Origin of the sequence: Streptomyces sp. NPDC087845, assembly GCF_044742755.1 — a bacterium.
Taxonomy (GTDB): domain Bacteria; phylum Actinomycetota; class Actinomycetes; order Streptomycetales; family Streptomycetaceae; genus Streptomyces.
Genome location: NZ_JBIUVC010000014.1, coordinates 123,560 through 139,803, shown reverse-complemented (window position 1 = coordinate 139,803; position 16,244 = coordinate 123,560). Strand labels below are relative to the sequence as shown.

The 16,244-nt window shown below is 69.2% G+C and carries 15 protein-coding genes and 1 pseudogene; 11 read left to right on the top strand and 5 right to left on the bottom strand.

All coding sequences use genetic code 11. The annotated features are described in order from the left end of the window. Nucleotides 1-179 precede the first annotated feature (179 nt). A complete protein-coding gene (locus ACIOMQ_RS30585) occupies nt 180-992 on the top strand; it encodes a phytanoyl-CoA dioxygenase family protein (RefSeq protein ID WP_362203945.1) in 813 nt (270 codons plus the stop codon). Nucleotides 993-1,216: 224 nt separating this feature from the next. Further along, a pseudogene (locus ACIOMQ_RS30580) lies at nt 1,217-1,746 on the top strand (GNAT family N-acetyltransferase). 200 nt (nt 1,747-1,946) lie between these two features. Here the strand turns inward: ACIOMQ_RS30580 and ACIOMQ_RS30575 are convergent. Then, nucleotides 1,947-2,390 carry an ATP-binding protein gene (locus ACIOMQ_RS30575; protein WP_362203939.1) on the bottom strand — a complete coding sequence of 148 codons (444 nt, stop codon included), beginning with the start codon at nt 2,388-2,390 and terminating at the stop codon, nt 1,947-1,949. A 111-nt stretch (nt 2,391-2,501) separates the two neighbouring features. Between ACIOMQ_RS30575 and ACIOMQ_RS30570 the strand changes: the two genes are divergently transcribed. The 6 genes from ACIOMQ_RS30570 (at nt 2,502) to ACIOMQ_RS30545 (ending at nt 7,851) form a co-directional block, all read left to right on the top strand. Further along, nucleotides 2,502-3,326 carry a helix-turn-helix transcriptional regulator gene (locus tag ACIOMQ_RS30570; protein WP_362203936.1) on the top strand — a complete coding sequence of 275 codons (825 nt, stop codon included), beginning with the start codon at nt 2,502-2,504 and terminating at the stop codon, nt 3,324-3,326. Next, the gene (locus ACIOMQ_RS30565; protein ID WP_362203933.1) at nt 3,323-3,586 is read left to right on the top strand and encodes a DUF397 domain-containing protein; all 264 of its coding nucleotides are present in this window, start codon (nt 3,323-3,325) and stop codon (nt 3,584-3,586) included. The genes ACIOMQ_RS30570 and ACIOMQ_RS30565 overlap by 4 nt, the downstream gene beginning before the upstream one ends. A gap of 746 nt (nt 3,587-4,332) precedes the next feature. Continuing rightward, complete coding sequence (locus ACIOMQ_RS30560; protein WP_401758181.1) at nt 4,333-4,500, top strand: hypothetical protein; 168 nt, start codon at nt 4,333-4,335, stop codon at nt 4,498-4,500. Beyond that, a complete protein-coding gene (locus ACIOMQ_RS30555; protein ID WP_401758183.1) occupies nt 4,497-5,252 on the top strand; it encodes an SDR family NAD(P)-dependent oxidoreductase in 756 nt (251 codons plus the stop codon). Before ACIOMQ_RS30560 ends, ACIOMQ_RS30555 begins: the two co-directional genes overlap by 4 nt. A gap of 172 nt (nt 5,253-5,424) precedes the next feature. After that, on the top strand, nt 5,425-6,336 hold the full coding sequence (locus ACIOMQ_RS30550; protein ID WP_402191202.1) for an ABC transporter substrate-binding protein: 912 nt from the start codon (nt 5,425-5,427) through the stop codon (nt 6,334-6,336). Nucleotides 6,337-6,621: 285 nt separating this feature from the next. Then, the gene (locus ACIOMQ_RS30545) at nt 6,622-7,851 is read left to right on the top strand and encodes a glycoside hydrolase family 64 protein (protein ID WP_402191200.1); all 1,230 of its coding nucleotides are present in this window, start codon (nt 6,622-6,624) and stop codon (nt 7,849-7,851) included. A gap of 192 nt (nt 7,852-8,043) precedes the next feature. Here ACIOMQ_RS30545 and ACIOMQ_RS30540 read toward each other — a convergent pair whose 3' ends face one another. Then, on the bottom strand, nt 8,044-9,243 hold the full coding sequence (locus ACIOMQ_RS30540; protein ID WP_402191197.1) for an MFS transporter: 1,200 nt from the start codon (nt 9,241-9,243) through the stop codon (nt 8,044-8,046). After that, complete coding sequence (locus ACIOMQ_RS30535) at nt 9,240-9,641, bottom strand: ArsR/SmtB family transcription factor (protein WP_402191195.1); 402 nt, start codon at nt 9,639-9,641, stop codon at nt 9,240-9,242. The genes ACIOMQ_RS30540 and ACIOMQ_RS30535 overlap by 4 nt, the downstream gene beginning before the upstream one ends. Before the next feature lie 335 nt (nt 9,642-9,976). Here ACIOMQ_RS30535 and ACIOMQ_RS30530 point away from each other — a divergent pair, with 335 nt between their 5' ends. The 3 genes from ACIOMQ_RS30530 (at nt 9,977) to ACIOMQ_RS30520 (ending at nt 12,420) form a co-directional block, all read left to right on the top strand. Then, the gene (locus tag ACIOMQ_RS30530) at nt 9,977-10,993 is read left to right on the top strand and encodes an NAD(P)/FAD-dependent oxidoreductase (RefSeq protein ID WP_401942150.1); all 1,017 of its coding nucleotides are present in this window, start codon (nt 9,977-9,979) and stop codon (nt 10,991-10,993) included. A 93-nt stretch (nt 10,994-11,086) separates the two neighbouring features. Beyond that, complete coding sequence (locus tag ACIOMQ_RS30525) at nt 11,087-11,428, top strand: thioredoxin domain-containing protein (protein ID WP_362203912.1); 342 nt, start codon at nt 11,087-11,089, stop codon at nt 11,426-11,428. 86 nt (nt 11,429-11,514) lie between these two features. Continuing rightward, complete coding sequence (locus tag ACIOMQ_RS30520; RefSeq protein ID WP_401260768.1) at nt 11,515-12,420, top strand: class I SAM-dependent methyltransferase; 906 nt, start codon at nt 11,515-11,517, stop codon at nt 12,418-12,420. 40 nt (nt 12,421-12,460) lie between these two features. Here the strand turns inward: ACIOMQ_RS30520 and ACIOMQ_RS30515 are convergent, their stop codons facing one another. Together ACIOMQ_RS30515 and ACIOMQ_RS30510 are read right to left on the bottom strand one after the other, a co-directional pair. After that, on the bottom strand, nt 12,461-15,082 hold the full coding sequence (locus ACIOMQ_RS30515) for an aminotransferase class III-fold pyridoxal phosphate-dependent enzyme (protein ID WP_401942147.1): 2,622 nt from the start codon (nt 15,080-15,082) through the stop codon (nt 12,461-12,463). 20 nt (nt 15,083-15,102) lie between these two features. Next, nucleotides 15,103-16,146 (bottom strand): 3-oxoacyl-[acyl-carrier-protein] synthase III C-terminal domain-containing protein, encoded by a 1,044-nt coding sequence (locus ACIOMQ_RS30510; protein WP_362203903.1) that lies wholly within the window; start codon nt 16,144-16,146, stop codon nt 15,103-15,105. Nucleotides 16,147-16,244 lie beyond the last annotated feature (98 nt).

Here is a 16,244-nt window from a genome sequence, read left to right as displayed (position 1 = left end):
GCCCCCGTGACCGGACACCGTCAACGACCTGCGACGACTCGGAGCCCTCCAGTCCAACAACCGCTTTGCGTAAGTCCAAGTGGACGGCAGGTTTACAGGGAGGGGCTCGGTGAACACCCGGCAAAGGCGGTGCGGAAAATGTCGGGTGATCAAGACCGGTGTCGCCGCACGATGGGGGCATGGATGACACGACCTTGGTATCCCGCTTCCTCCGCGACGGCTTCGTGAAGCTGGAGGGCGCCGTCGCGCCGCGCGTGGCCGCGGACTGCGCGCGGCTGCTGTGGCGAGAGACGGGCTGCGACCCGGACGATCCGGCGACGTGGACGCAGCCCGTGCACTGGGTGGCCGGCATGGCGCAGGGGCCGTTCGCCGCCGCACCCAACTCCCCGTCCCTGCAGCGCGCGTACGACCTGCTCGTCGGCGCGGGATGCTGGGAGCCGCGCTACTCGCTGGGCACGTTCCCGCTGCGCTTCCCGCACGAGGAGGAGCCGGACGACGCGGGCTGGCACATCGAGGGGAGCTATCTGCCGGAGGGCGAGAGCTGGTACTTCACAAATCTGCGCTCCCGGGGCCGCGCACTGCTGATGCTGTTCCTGTTCAGCGAGGTCGGTGAACAGGACGCCCCGACCCGCATCCGGGTCGGCTCACACCTCGACGTGCCGAAGGTGCTGGAGAAGTACGGGGAGGACGGGGCGAGCGGGCTGGCCCTTGCGCCCGATCTGGTGGCGGCGTCCGACCACCGGCCACTCGCCCTCGCCACCGGGTCCCCGGGCGACGTCTTCCTGTGCCATCCGTTCCTGGTGCACGCGGCGCAACCGCACCATGGGGTGCGGCCGCGCTTCATGGCCCAGCCGCCGCTGATGCCGGCCGCGCCGTACGAACTGGAGCGGGCCGACGGCGCGTACTCACCCGTGGAGATCGCGATCCGTCGGGGTCTGGGACAGGACACCCCCGGTCCGGACGGGGACGGCACCGACTGCAGCGCCGGGTAGACAGGCTTCGTCCGTTCCCAGAACTGGGCGGAGAACCAGTGTCCGACAGCGGCACGTCCGGCAGCGCCGCGCCGTCCGTTGTCGGCCGTCGGGCGAGTGCTGTCCACAACACACCAGCCTCACGACGATCCTCCGGCGGGCGCAGGGGGCGGTGGTGGCGGTGGTGCGGGCACCCTTGCATAGGCTGGCCGTCTCATCCGACGCACTGCGACGAGGATCGGCCCATGCGCAGCAGCACCAGGATCCGCCTGATCGAGCCCACCGACGCCGCCCCGATCGCCGCGCATCGGGTGCGGGACTACGAGGCTTTCCGGCCGTGGGAACCGGCCCAGCCGGCCGACTTCTTCACCCCGGAGGGCCAGGCGGAGCGGATCGACAGCCTGCTGGCCGGATACCGGGCCGGCACGGTCTGGCCGGGCGTGGTGCTCGCCGACGACCAGGTGATCGGGCAGGTCACCGTCGGAGGCATCCTGCCGCAGCCGCACCTGCGCCGCGGCTCCGTCGGATACTGGATCGCCGGCGTCGCCCAGAATCAAGGGCACGCCGGGCACGCCGTCGGGCTTGTGCTTTCCGGGTGATGACGGACGAACTCGGGCTGCATCGCGCCGAGGCGTCCACCAATCTGGAGAATCTGCCGTCGCAGCGGGTGCTGCGCCGCAACGGGTTCAGCCCGTACGGCGTCGCGCACTCCTCGATCTTTCTCGACGGGAGCTGGCGGGACGGGCTGCTGTGGGAGCGGGTCCTCGGCGACTGACCTCGCCGTTTCGGCCGAGATGGGGCCGAAAACGGGGAGGGAGTACGAAAGTGCCTTCTGAGCTGGGACGATGAACCTTGTCGAGGGGTTCTGTGGGTCCAGGCGGAAGGCACTTCCTGTCGAGGGCCGCCGTTCCAGGAATGGCCCACGTGCGGCCGGAACCGGTGGACCGCGCCGATCCTGTGTCTCGACCCCCGGGCCTATCTCGTCGACATGCCGCGCCCCACCCCCACCGACACCTCGAACTCGCACCACACCACCTTTCCGGGGTTCCGCTCCCCCACCCCCCACTTGTCGGCGAGCGCCGCCACCAGCAGCAGCCCCCGCCCGCCCTCCGCATCGGGTGCCGGGTCCGCACCGGCGGGGCCCACCTCTCCGTCGCCGCTGTCGTGGACCTCGACCCGCAGGACACCGTCGACCGGTTCCAGGCGGAGCTGGAGGCGGAATCCTCGACCGGGCGGTACGCCGTGCAGCAGGGCGTTGGTGACGAGTTCGCTCACGCAGAGCAATACGTCGTCGGCACGGGACTCGCACGCCCAGTCGACGAGAGCCGCACGCACGAACTGTCGTACGAGCGGGACGGACCGGCGCTCCCGGCGGTGGAACACCTCGCGGAAGTGGGGGAGTTGAGTTGTCTCGTTCACGCTTCCAACGTCACACAAAGTCACTACGGTTGAGCAGCGCGTCGGGTCGTACAACGGCGATGTACGACTTCTGACGGGTCATCCGGGGTTCGTGACGGGGAGAGGCAGTTCATGCAACCGGCAAAGAAGAAGAGCAAGCGGATCACGTCCTGGCATCTGATCGGCGCCCAGCTGGCGATGTTCCGCAAGGCGGCCCGAATGACACAGGCGTCCCTGGCCGAGCGGTGCTCCGTGGGCGACGACACGATCGCGTCGATCGAGCAGGGGCGCAGGACGCTGCAGTGGGATTTCGCAGTCAAGCTGGACGAACTGCTCGATACGAAGGGGGCGTTGCGGGTTGCGGTGGAGAAGGTGCCGAAGAAGGAACGGTTCCCGGCGTTCGTACAGGACTTCATCGACTACGAGCAGGAGGCGCTGACGCTGCTCTCGTACGAGAACCAGGTGGTGCCGGGGCTGCTCCAGACCGAGGGGTACGCCCGGTTCGTCTTCTCCTGCCTCTATCCGCCTCTCGAAGACGACCAGTTGGAGGAGTGGGTGACAGGCCGACTCGACCGGCAGAAGCTCCTCGAACGCAAGCCGCGCCCGATGCTGCATTTCGTGCTGGAGGAGAGCATCCTGCGCAGCGAGATCGGGGACCCCGCCATAATGCGGAGGCAGATCGAACACCTGCGTCGCTGCATGGAACTCCCCTTCCTGGGCCTTCAGATCATGCCGATGAAGCTGCCGAAACATGCCGGGCTCGCGGGACCGATGGTGCTGCTGGAAACCCCCGATCACGACCATCTCGCCTACGTCGAGGGGCAGCTGACCAGCTACCTCCATGAGGACCCCGACGCCGTCAGTTTGCTCCAGCAGAAATGTGGGATGCTGCGTTCGCAGGCGCTTTCCGTCGAGAAGAGCGCGCGCCTACTGGACGAACTGCTTGGAGAGACATGACCCGCGCAGCACACCCGGCCCCTCGTACCGCCGCCCTCGCCTGGTTCAAGTCCAGCTACAGCGGCAGCCAGGGCGGCGACTGCCTCGAAGTCGCCCACGACTGGCGCAAGTCGAGCTACAGCAGTGACCAAGGCGGTAACTGCGTCGAGGTCGCCGCCCACCCCGCCGCCGTGCACATCCGTGACTCCAAGGTCACCGACGGCCCCGTCCTCACCGTTCCCCCCACCGCCTGGGCCGCCTTCCTCGCCGTCACGGTCTGAGAACCCGCAGCGCTCCCGCCCCGTCCGGGCGGCGAGAGATCGAGACCTTCCTCGGCCATGGGCCCTGCGCGTCGAAGTGCAGGCGCGGGGCCGGTGGCTGCGACAGCACGTCCGCCGTGTTCCTCCTCGACAACCCGCAACCCGCGCGACTCGGCCCGCGCCCGGGTCCGCACCGCGTTGCGGTCGTCGGCGACCAGGGCGAGATCGCGCGCATCCGTACGAGCTGTGCGTGCCGGTGACGCCCTGGGACGCGGTCCGGCGCCGCGACCCGCCGGTCTCGGCCCCAGCGAGCCACCCCGCTCGGCGCAGGTCGCGGACCACCGGGCACCGCCGACCGCCGAGGGCATCCACCCGGATGGGCGCCGAGCCCCGGTGGACGGCCTCCTCGCCACCCGCTGACGGGTCGCCGCCAACGAGGTACGCCCGACCGCCGACCGGACCCTTCCCGCCTGGATCTCAGGCGGCTCTCCGGTGTCGGCACCCGCTCGTCTGCCCGACATCCGCCCCGCGTGATCACGATTCCGCAGGTGGGTGGTGTCGGCAACCCGCGTCGGAAATCAACGTCGCAGAACGGTGCCTGGGGTAGTTTCCGACCGTGCCCATCGGCCACTTCCGCATCTCGACGGCCGACCAGAACCCTGATCCATCAGATCGGCGCCCTGCTGCGGGCCGGCGTCGACCGCGACAACATCCACGTCGACTCCGCGTGCGGCGCGCAGGCGTCCCGCCCGTAGCTCGACCTCGTCATGCAACTGCCGCGCGAACTCCACCGGACCGCGGCCGGTCCGCTGCGGGCGGCCGTCGGCACCGTGCGCTACGGGGCGATCCGCTCCGCACACACCGGTGTCGACGATGAACGACTTCGGGCGGTCATGCCGACGGCCCGCGATGAGGAGCAGGAGGTGGGCCCGTGACCGGCGCAACCGGCAGGGTGGCCTTGGTGACAGGGGCCAGCAGTGGAATCGGTGCGGCCACCGCGCGCCTTCTGGCCGCGCGAGGGATGCGTGTGGTGGTCAACTACCTCCGCAGCGGCACGGCCGCCGAGGAGGTCGTGGCCGGCATCGAGGCCGCCGGCGGCCGGGCCATGGCCGTGCAGGCCGACGTGCGCGAGGCAGCGGCGGTCGAGAGCATGATCGAGCAGGTCCAGGCGGCATGGGGCGGCATCGACGTGCTCGTGAACAACGCGCTCACCCCGTATGCGATCAAGCCGTTCCAGGACATGTCGTGGGAAGAACTGGGCGGCAAGCTCGACGACGAGATGCGTGCGGCGTTCACCGTCACCAAAGCCGTCCTGCCCGCCATGACCGAACAGGGCTGGGGACGCATCATCTATCTCGGTACCGGCCTCAGCCGCCGGCCCCGGGAGGGCATGATCGCACTGGGCACGGCCAAGGCCGCACTGACGCAGTTCGCCCGGTACCTCGCCCAGGAACTGGGCCCGCGGGGCATCACGGTCAACGTCGTCGAGCCCGGCCCGGTGGAGGACACCCGCATGGCGGATGTGCTCGACGACGAGAACAAGCAGCGCCAGGTGGCCGCCACTCCCCTGGGCCGCCTGGCACACCCGGACGACGTCGCCCAGGTGGTCGCCTTCTACTCCGGCGAGGACAACGCCTTCATGACCGGCACCACGGCCGCGGTCAACGGCGGGATGGCCATGTACTGACCCCCGCCCCGCCGCCCTCCGCACCCGGGGCCGTACACGGGGCCGCGCCATCCCGGTCCGGCCGACGGCCGGACCGTATCCGGCACACCGTCGCCTCAGCACCATGGGCCGCAGCCGCCGGGCCCTCGGCACACGCGGGCGCGTGGCGGTGGCACGATCAAGGAAAACCTTCATGTACACGATCGATCTCGCCTACGTCGGGCGGGGCCTGCACGAGGAACTGGTCGCCTACATCGCCGACCAGCAGGACTACTACGCCGCCGAGGGCGTCCACGTCGCGCTGCGCGACGGCTGCTCATGGGACGAGGAGCGGCTGCGCCACGGCGCCACCATCGGGCTCGGCCGGGCGCTGCTGTCCCGACTGGCCCATGGCATCCCCTGGACCGCGCTCACGGTCAACACCCACCGCCCGCTGTTCTGGTTCCTCGCCCGCCCCGGCCTGACCTCCCTGGCCGACCTGGCCGGCCGACGGCTGGCGGTACACGCCCCCCACACCGCACCGGGGTGCTTCGCCCGGATCGTACTGCGCCGGGCCGGCCTCGACCCGGACCGCGACCTCCACACCGTCGTCCGCCCACCCGGCGACTACGGCATGGATCTGCGCCGGCTGCACGACGGCAGGATCGACGCCGCGCTGGTCGGCAGCACCATCGCACCGGAGGCGGTAGCCGCCGAGCACGGCTGGCAGGTACTGGCCTGGGTCGGCGACCACTTCCGGATCCCCACCGTGGGCATGGCCGTCGACCCCACCTACATCGATCCGGACGACCCCGCGATCCAGGCCGTCGTACGAGCCCACCGACGCGCCCTGCTGGTGATCCGCAACGAACCCGACACCACCGTGCGGCACATGCGGACGTTCCTCGGCCGTCACACCGCGGACGAAGTCCAAGCCCACTACGAGGCGTTCATCGCACCGTATTTCACCACCGACGGCCAAGCCGACCTCGCCGTCGGCGCCACCGCGATCACCGCGGTCGCCGCCGAACTCGGCGTCCCCGCCACCGTCACCGCAGCCGAGTTCTACCGCACCGCAGCCACCGCACCCCGGGAGCCCGGCGACGGCGGCGCCACCGTCGTCTAGGCGATCAGCCCCCGGCGGAACCACCGAGTGAGAGACGGACAGGACGGACGGGGTTCTTCAGCCTTTGACGGCCGGCCGCACCGCCCGGTCCCGCACTGACCGTCAACAACGGTTCACCGCTGTCGAGTTGTGAAGAAATCACTCTCCTGAGAGCGCTCTCAGTCACAAGTCTTGACGCTCTCACCGACCACCGCGACAGTGGTGCACACCCGCGGACGCCTCCCGGACCCCGCTCCCCCACGACCGTCCCGTCCGCGCCCCCACACACACCTCGGGAGTCCTCTCATGCTTTCCCGCAGAACGTTCCTGACGCGCGCCGCCACCGCCTCCGCGACCGCCCTCACCTACCCCCTCTGGGGCGGCGCACTGGGTCCGAGCGCGTCGGCCGCCCCCGCGACCTGCGAACTCGCCCTGGAGAATCGTTCGTTGCCCGGCAGGGTCAACGCCTATGTCACCGGCCACGAGCAGGGCACCGACCGCTGGGTGCTGCTGCGGGCCGACGGCAGCGCCTACCGCCCCGACTCCCCCGCCGCACCGCAGACGCCGCTGCCGGTCGACTGCGCGATCCCGCTGAACGCGGCGGGCGGCGCTCCGGTGGTCCTGTCCCTGCCCCAGATGTACGGCGCCCGGGTCTACTTCGTACGCGACGACACCCTCACCTTCTACCTCAACCCCGGCCCCGCCCTGGTCGAACCGGCGTTCGCGACATCCACGGACGCCAACTACGGGCGGACCTGGTCGTTCTGCGAATTCACCTTCAACCCGCAGCAGCTGTACGCGAACATCAGCTACGTCGACCTGGTCACCGCGCTGCCGATCGGCCTGACCCTGGAGGGCGACACCACGCACACGGTGGCACCGCTCCCGGACGGTGCGGTGCAGCGGATCGCCGACGACCTCACCGCCCAGGCCGCCTCCGACGGCCAGCCGTGGGACAAGCTGGTGATCCGTGGCGCGGACGGCGGCGTGCTGCGCGTGATCTCGCCGCAGAACCTGATGGCGCCGTTCTTCGACCGGCCGGACGAGATGCCGTTCCGCGACGCGTTCACGGCCTACGTCGACCAGGTCTGGGAGAAATACCGCTCCACCGATCTGCGGATCGATCTGCAGGGCGGCCGCGGCGTGCGCACCGGACGGGTCGGCGGCGACCTCCTGACGTTCGACGGCGGGCACACCTTCACCAAGCCGGCCTCCAAGGACGTCTTCACCTGCAACCACGGCCCGTTCGCCAACAATCCGGCGGACCCCGACGACAAGAAGGCCCTGCTCGCCCGGCTCGCGGCCGGTTTCAACCGCTCCCTCATGCTCACCCACCCCGACCAGCCGAACGGCACCTCGGCCGCGGACTACTACCAGGGCACCGTGACCAACCACTGGTCACGGGTGGTCCACGCCCACACACCGATCGGCTACGCGTTCCCGTACGACGACGTACGCCCGGACGGTCAGCCCGACGTCTCGGGCGCCGCGAACGACGGCAACCCGCGGCGGTTCACGGTGAGCGTGGGGGCCTGAGTCCGCTCCGATTCTCGTGGACGGGGGCGTTCACGGGCGGTCGGTGGCCGGCTCGGGCGGGCCGGCCGCGCCGGCAGGCTGCCGGGAGCCGCGCCCCGGAGCGTGCTTCCTCCAGGGCGCCGACGTGCGCGTCCTGGAGGTGCGTTCACACGTCGCGGCGCCCCATGACGAGCACGGCGCGTGCGACCGCGATCAGTGGCCGGAGCGAGCCTGGTCGGCGGCGTCGTACGCGAGGCGAGTGATGCGGCGCCGAGCATGAACACGGAGCACCACGACGCTGAGCCACCCGGTGAGCAGCAACGCCAGAGCTGCGGGCACCAGCGCCCATGCGGACAGGCCGCCCGGATCGGCGCTGTTGGCGAGCAGACTGCTGCCTGCAGCGGCACCTGCGGCGGAACCGAGATACATGGCGGCCATCTGGAACGCGACGATCGGCACCGCCTGCCCGGGTCGGTCTCCGGTCAGGGCCTGCTGCAGGGTAGGGACGCTCGCCCATCCTGCCGCACCCCACAACGCCGCTGCGACGAGCCACACCACCGGCGCGGTGAAGACCCAGAAGGCCGCGAAGCTCCCCAGTAGCACTGCGGGCAGAGCGATGAGCAGAGTGCGGGGCCCGGACGCGTCCAGATGCCTGCCGACCAGGGCAGAGCCGGTGACGCCGCCGATGCCCCAGGCCCACACCAGCGCGAATCCCCAGTCCTGGAGCCCTCGGGCCTCGGCCATGGGCAGCAGGTAGGTGTAGAGCCCGAGACTGGCCACACCGAGGAGAAACGCAGCAGCGACCCCGATGAGAGTCTTCGACGACCGCAGCGCCGCGAAAGCAGGACCTCGCGAAACGGGCAGCGACGGGATCGTGCGCGCCTTGACAGCCAGAGCACCCATGCTGAGAAGACCGACAGCGACGACCAGGCCCATCGTCCATCGCCAATTCAGCTGGTTGCGGACGACCATCCCGACCGGTACTCCAGCGACTGTTCCGGTGGACAGCCCGAAGGTCACCATGGCCATGGCGCGACCCCGTTCATGGTCGGCGACCATCGCAGCGGCAGCGGCGGTTGCCACCGCGGTGAGCACGCCGGCACCGGCGCCCGCGATCACCCGCGAGGCGAGAAACACCTCGGCCCCCGGCGAAACCACGGTGATGAGGTTGCCGAGATTGAATACACCCAGCGCGATCAGCAGCGCTTTGGCGGTACTCCCACGGATCAGCATTCCCGACAGCAACGGCCCCGCCAGAGCGTAGGCCGCGGTGAACGCTGTCACGCCCAGGCCGACCGCCGCGACCGTCGTGGCGAGCGAATCAGCGATCGAGGGCAGCACCGCAGCGAGAACATAGGCATCGACACCCAGCGCGATCGCGGCCGCGGCAAGGGGCCAGACGCGGCGGATCACGCGTCCCCCTTTGCAGGAGCTTCCTGATACCCGTCGAGGACCGTGTTGATCAGGCCCGGGAACCGCGCCTCCAGGTCGTCGCGGCGTAGCCGGATCATGCACTTGCGTCCTTCGGCGCGGACGAACACCACCCCGGATTCACGCAGAAGGCCGGTGTGATGTGTGAGCGTCGACCGTGGCAGGTCCGGCCCCAGCTCGATGCTGTCCACCTCACCGCGCTCCGCGAGCATCCGCACCATCGACAACCGCAGCGGCTCGCTCAACGCGAACAGCACCCGCGGGATCGCGATCTCATCAGCCTCAGGATGCTCGTACACCCGTGACGGCGCCATCAGAACCACCTTGAATCGTGCGGCTATTTCCGCACGATAATAGTGCGAAAATTCTCGAACGATCAAGTCGATCCGCCAAGCCCTCCCGTGGCAGTGGCGGCGCGGCCTCGATGCGTTGGAGGTGTGACAGCTCCGGGAACGGGTCGGCGCGAGGGGCCGACCTCGGCATATGCAGGCGAAAAGCCCTGGTCAGGGTCTCGACAGCGGCGGGGACATCGACGGCGGTGAGGGGGCGTACGGCACGGGCGTTCCGGTTGTGCGGCATGCCGGGCTGAACGGCCTTGCCGGGGGGGCAAGCTTCCGCATGACCCCCATGCGACCCGGGCCGTCCCGGAAATGGCAACGGAAGTTGCCCACGGCGCAAAGCCGGAGCACGTTGGGGGCCGGAGGTGATCGCCGTGATGAAGGCGACGACGAACACGCAGAACGGCGGCACGGTACCGGCCGCCGACGAGGTCTATGACGTGGTGGTCATCGGTGCCGGAGCGGCCGGCCTGAGCGCAGCGCTCGTTCTAGGGAGGGCCCGTCGCCGGGTTGCGGTGGTGGATGCGGGAGAGCCGCGCAACGCTCCCGCCGCGCACATGCACGGCTTCCTGTCCCGGGACGGGATGCCTCCGGCCGACCTGCTGGCGGCAGGCCGGGCCGAGGTCGCCGGTTACGGGGTGGACCTGTTCGAGAGCCGTGTGGATCAGATCGACCCCGGCTTCTTCGTCCGGCTGGACGGCGGCGCGGTGCTCAGGGCCCGCCGGGTGGTGGTGGCCACCGGACTGCGGGACGAGCTCCCCGCGATCCCGGGCGTACGAGAACGGTGGGGCAAGGACGTGCTGTTCTGCCCCTACTGCCACGCGTATGAAGTACGCGACCGGCCCATCGGAGTGCTGGGCACCCACGCGGGCGCGGTGCAGCACGCGCTGCTGCTGCGGCAGTGGTCGCACGACGTCGTCTTCTTCGCGGACACCCTGCATCTCGGCGCGGAGGAGCGGGATCAGCTGGCCGCCCGCGGCATCGTTGTCGCTGACGGGACCATCAAGCGCCTGGTGACAGAAGGCAACCAGTTGCGCGGCGTCGAGCTGGCCGAGGGCCATGTCTTCCCCCGCAGCGCGGTCTTCCTCTTCCCGCACGTGGTGCCCCACGACACCCTGCTCACCGGCCTGGGGTGCGAGCGGGACCAGAACGGCTGGGTGACCACCGACACCGCGGGCCGGACCAGCGTGTTCGGAGTGTGGGCGGTCGGCAACGTATCCGACGCGAAGGCGCTTGTGATCACCGCAGCGGGGCAGGGTGCCGCGGCCGCGTTCGCGCTCAACCACGACCTCGTCGCGGAGGACGTCGAGCGTGCCGTGGAGAACAGCAGCCCCTCGCCGCAGACGCCCCCGCACTTCCCGCGGCCGGCCCCGCAGGCCACCCGGTCCGACTGACCCCCGGCCGTCTCCCGGCCCATGCCGTCCGGGCCCGCCGCGAGCCGCGCGCATACACGAATACACGAATGCACCGACAAGGAGAGTCCCACCATGGCAGCAAGGTCCAACGGTCCTGTGGACAGTGTCACCGAGCAGACGTTTCCCGCCCGCGTACTCCAGGCGAAGCGGCCCGTCCTGGTCCAGTTCTGGGCCCCGTGGTGCGGGCCGTGCATCAGGGTCACCCCCCTCATCGAGGAGCTGGCCACCGAGCATGCGGGCGTCCTGGACGTCGTCAAGATCAACGTCGACGAGGAGCCCGGACTGGCTGACCGGCATGGAGTCTCCTCGATCCCCGCTTTCATGGTCTACGCCGACGGCGCCCTCGCAAAGGCATGGACGGGCGCCGCCCCGAAGCCCCTCCTGGAACGCAATCTCGCCCCCTTCCTTCGCTGAGCTCCGGCGGGCACCACGCACTCGACGCGGCGGGGGCGGGCCGGGTCGGGGTGCCCGCCGTTCGTGTTTCTGGAACTGGAGGACTCATGAACTCACCTCACCATCAGGACATCGAGTGGGACGCCTCGGGCACGCACCGGGAACGCGAAGCCAGGCTGCACGCCCCCGCCCTCACACAGACCATGGACTGGTTGCGGGATCTGTTGCGGACCAGCAGTGGCGGACATACTCCCATCCACCGGGTACTGGACATCGGCAGCGGGCCGGGGGTGGTCACGTGCCTGTTGGCGCACACCTTCCCGGACGCGGAGATCATTGCCGTCGACCGGTCGCCCGCCATCCTGGAACGGGTCCGTTCGCGCGCGGTGGCGCAGGGAATGGCGGACCGCGTCCACACCCAACTGATGCAACACCAAGGTGAGTTCGACTCGCTGGGTTCCGCGGATCTGATCTGGAGCCGCAATGGCGTCCGCCATATGGGGGACCAGGAAGCGGCATTGCACTCCCTGGCCGGCTCCTTGCGGCGCGGCGGGCTTCTCGCCGTCGCCGAAAGCGGGCTGCCCCCGCGTTTCCTGCCTCGCGACATCGGCATGGGGCGTCCGGGCTTGCAGGCCCGGCTGGACGCCGCCGCCGAGGACGCCTTCGCCGAGATGCGCGACCAACTGCCCGGATCGGCCCAGACGGTGGAGGACTGGCCGACCATGCTTGCCCGGGCCGGGCTCATCCCCAGCGGAACGCGCAGCTTCTTCACCGATCTCCCGTCCCCCCTCGGGATGTCGGCGCGGGAGTATCTGCACACGCGTCTGAGCCGGCTGCGCGATCGGATCGGTGACCGGCTGGACCCGGAGGACCGCGCAACGCTGGAGTGTCTCGTGGACAGGGACACATATACGGGGATCCTCGGCCGCCCTGACGCCTTCTATCTCGCGGCCGCCACTGTCCACACGGCCCGCTCCTGCCGCACCGGGGTTCAGCAGGGCTTTGCCGGGTGATGTCGCAGGGCTGCCGTGGGACCGGCTGCCGGCAGGTGGGTCAGGTGACGAAGAGGCGGTCGGCGAGCATTTCGTCGAGGCTCGTGCCGAAGGCTTGTGCGATCTCGTCGAGGTCGTCCGCGGTATGGGCGGCGCTGATCAGGAAGCTGTGGAGCTCGGGCAGGTACACGCCGTGTTTGCGCATGTAGTACGCCAGGGCGATGGTGGCTTTGAAGTTGCTGCCCGTCATACGGTCCCGGTACAGCTCCGGTTCGTTGTGGCTGAAGGTGAGGGAGAAGATGGAGTTGCGGGCTTTGACCCGGCAGGCGATGCCGCGTTCGCGGGCTGCTTGGCTCAGCATGGCGGCGAGCTGTTGGGTGTGGTCGTCGAGCTGCCGGTAGAGCTCGGGATGTGCCTTGAGGTGTCGCACGGTGGCCACGCCGGCTGCGCAGGTCAGTGAGTTGCCGCTCAGTGTGCCGCCGGCGAAGATCCGGTTCTCGTAGTCGGAGAAGGGGTCCTGGGAGCTTTTGGCCATGTCGATGAACTCGGTGCGCCCCACGACCGCACCGCAGGGCAGTCCGCCGCCGATCACTTTTCCCAGGCAGGTGAGGTCGGGCTGGATGCCGGTCATCACCTGGACGCCCCCGTAGGCGACCCGGAAGCCGCTGACCACTTCGTCGAAGATCAGCGGGATGCCGAGTTCGGTGCACTCGCGGCGCAGTTCGCTGAGGAACGTGGTGTTGAGGGCGACCACCGAGGTGGGCATGGGTTCGAGGACGACGCATGCCAGGTCGTCGGCGTGCTCGCGAAGCCGGCCCAGGCCGGGGAGGTCGCCGTACTGGAGCACGAGCGTGTTGTCGACCGTACCGGGGTCGGATCCCAGCGATCCCGCGATGGGTGTGGGGTGGTCGCGGTCGCCGGAGAAACGGAACCACGAACTGACCATCCCCTGGTCGGAGAAGCCGTGGTAGTGCCCTTCGAACTTCGCCACCTTGTGGCGCCGGCGGTACCCGCGGCACATCCGGACGGCGAACAGGATGGCTTCGGTGCCCGAGTTGCACAGCAGGGCCTTGTCGGCTGCCGGGAACGCGTCTACGAGGAGCTCTGCCAGTTCGATTTCGCGGGGGTGGCCGATCCCGTTGACCAGTCCCTGTTCGAGCCCTTCGGCGATCGCGGTTCTGACAGCCGGGTGGCCGTAGCCGAGAAGGTGGGGGCCATATCCTCCGCACAGGTCGAGGAACTCGTTTCCGTCGAAGTCGCGTACGCGTCCGCCCGATGCCTGGTGGACGAAGACCGGGAAGACGCTGGGGAAGAAGTACCGGTCGATGTGGGTGGGAGCCACCAGCGCCTCTGCGGCGCGTTCGCGCAGCCGCAGTGAGGTGGGCATCTGCTGGGCGAAGACGGCCTGGAAGCGGGCCTCCACCTCTGCGCTCATGTAGGGCGAGTAGCGGTCGGTGAACTTGCGTGCGTTGACCCAGATGTCGATCTCGGGACTGACCTGCGAGGCGAAGCCTTCTCCGGACAGGAACACCAGCTCCACCTTGGTGAAGTTGGTGGTGTACTGCGACGTGTACTTCCGCAGCACGTCGTTCACGTCGTTGAAGTAGGCGACGGTGGACCACTGGTTCGAGCTGACGTCGAAGTGGTGGGTCAGCACGCGCGTCATGTCCGCGTCGTACTCGTGCCGCCGGGCGGTCAGCTCGGGGCTGGTGCGGACGAAGAAGCGCGTGAAGCGGTCGGTCGCTACCTCCCATTCCTTGCGGATGCAGGCGTAGTAGAAGGAGGACAGGCCCCATTTCTCGCCCTCGCTCAACTCCGCGGTGACACCGAAGTCGAGAAGGATGATCTCCCCGGTGGGGGTGAACATGACGTTGCCCGGATGGGGATCGCCGTGGCTGAGCCCGTGCATGTACAGCATGGTGTTGACGGTGTCCTGCATGCGCTGGGCCAACTGGTGGCGGGGCAGGCCGACTTGGTCGGCGTTCTTACCGGGGATGCCGTCCATGAACTCCATGACCAGCATCCGGGTGGTGACCAGCTCCGGGTACACAGCGGGCACGCGCACGTAGGCGTGCCCGGAGAAGTTGTGACCGATGCGCTGCTGCTGACGGGCTTCCTGTCGCATGTCGGCCTGCGGCCTCAGCAGCCGGGCCACCTCGTCGAAGCGCCGGGACACGTCCAGCTGTCGTGCCAGCGACGAGCAGCGGTTGACCAGCCCCAGCAGTGTGGACAGTGCGCGCAGAGACTTCTCGATCTCCTCGGGGACGCCGTCCTTGACCAGTTTCACCGCCACTTTCTGCCCGTCGTACAGTTCGGCGACGTGGACCTGGGCCACCGATGCGCTGGCCACCGGCTCCAGATCGAAGGTGCGGAAGGTGGATTCCAGCGGTCCGCCCAGTTCGCGCTCGACCGCGCGCCGCGTGTCGGACGGGGTCATGTGGGGGGTCCGGTCCTGCAGGGCCCGCAGCGTGTTCACCCAGTCCGGGGTGAGCAGATCCGATCGGGTGGCCGCGACCTGGCCCAGTTTGATGTAGATCGGGCCCATGTGGAGCAGGAATCCCAGGACGGCTTCGGCCCGGCGCCGATCGCGGGTCGTGGCGTCGCGCTGCACCGCGCACGCGCGCGCGTACCTGGCTGCGCCCAGCGTGATGCCGGAGACGGCCTTGACGAGGTGTCGCAGCATGTTCTTCTCCCGCCGGAAGGTCAGAGGACGAAGGTGAAGGCGCCAAAGGACATCCCGGCGCTGCCGACCCAGCCGACCGCGCGCTGACCGGGCCGGAGCCGACCTGCTTCGATGGCGGAGTCGATGGCCGCGGGAACCGAAGCCGAGACCACGTTGCCCATCCGGTCGTAGATGTGATGGATCACGGCGCCGAGCCCGAGCCTGTCGGCGCCCGCCTGCCACTCACGTTTGCTGGACGCGTGGGTGAACAGGGCCGCGACCTCGTCGATCGGTGGATCGAGCTGCTCGAAGACCTTGTCCGCCTCGGGCTTGCCGGCTGCGTGCATGTCGAAGCCGAAGGAGGTGAAGGTTCCGACACCGTTGTGGGCGATCTTGTCCGAAGGGTCGCAGTAGCCTTCGTAGCCCTCAAGGGTGACGTTGCACAACGGCGCGAGATCCGGCCGGGAGACGAAGCGGAACCGCCACGGCTCGGCGTCCTCCGCGGTGAGCACGGTCGCGGTCGCAGCCTCACCGAGCGTGAAGGCGGGCAGGGTCGATTGAAGGTCCTCGACGCTCTCCAGCTGGAACGCGCGAGGATAGACCGGGCCACCGGGACGGAGATTGAATTCCGCATTGACGACCATCGCCGTGCGGTATTCCCCGGTCCGGAACAGGGCGTCGGCGAGCTGTACTGCTCTGGTCCAGCTCATGCACGCGTCGAGGATGTCGAAGCACTGGGCGTTGTCGAGACCGATCGCCGCGGCCGAGTGATAGGCGCCCGCCGGTTCGAGGAACCCCCGGGAGACCCCGGTGTAGATGAGCACGTCGATCCCTCCTGCGGTGATACCGGCCTTCGCCAGCGCGGAGTTCGCGGCAGTGCGCAGCAGGTCGATGGGGCGTTCCCCGGTGTCGAGCCAGTACCGCGTGACCGACCCGGAATACCGCAGGAATGCGGCGATCTTGTGCACGGTGCGGTCCAGATCCCCCGTGAAGTGCCCCGTACTGTGCTGGTGGATCAGCCGAGTGACGTCCGAATTGGTGACCTCGCGAGAGGGAAGTTCTGTCACGACGGAACGCAGTTTCATGTCAGTCCTTTCCTGCCGGGCAGGGCACCCGGGGCAGAGCGCACGAACACCTGTCTCTTCTTGCGAGGAGGTTCCACGGGGCGGCTGTCCCCTCCCTC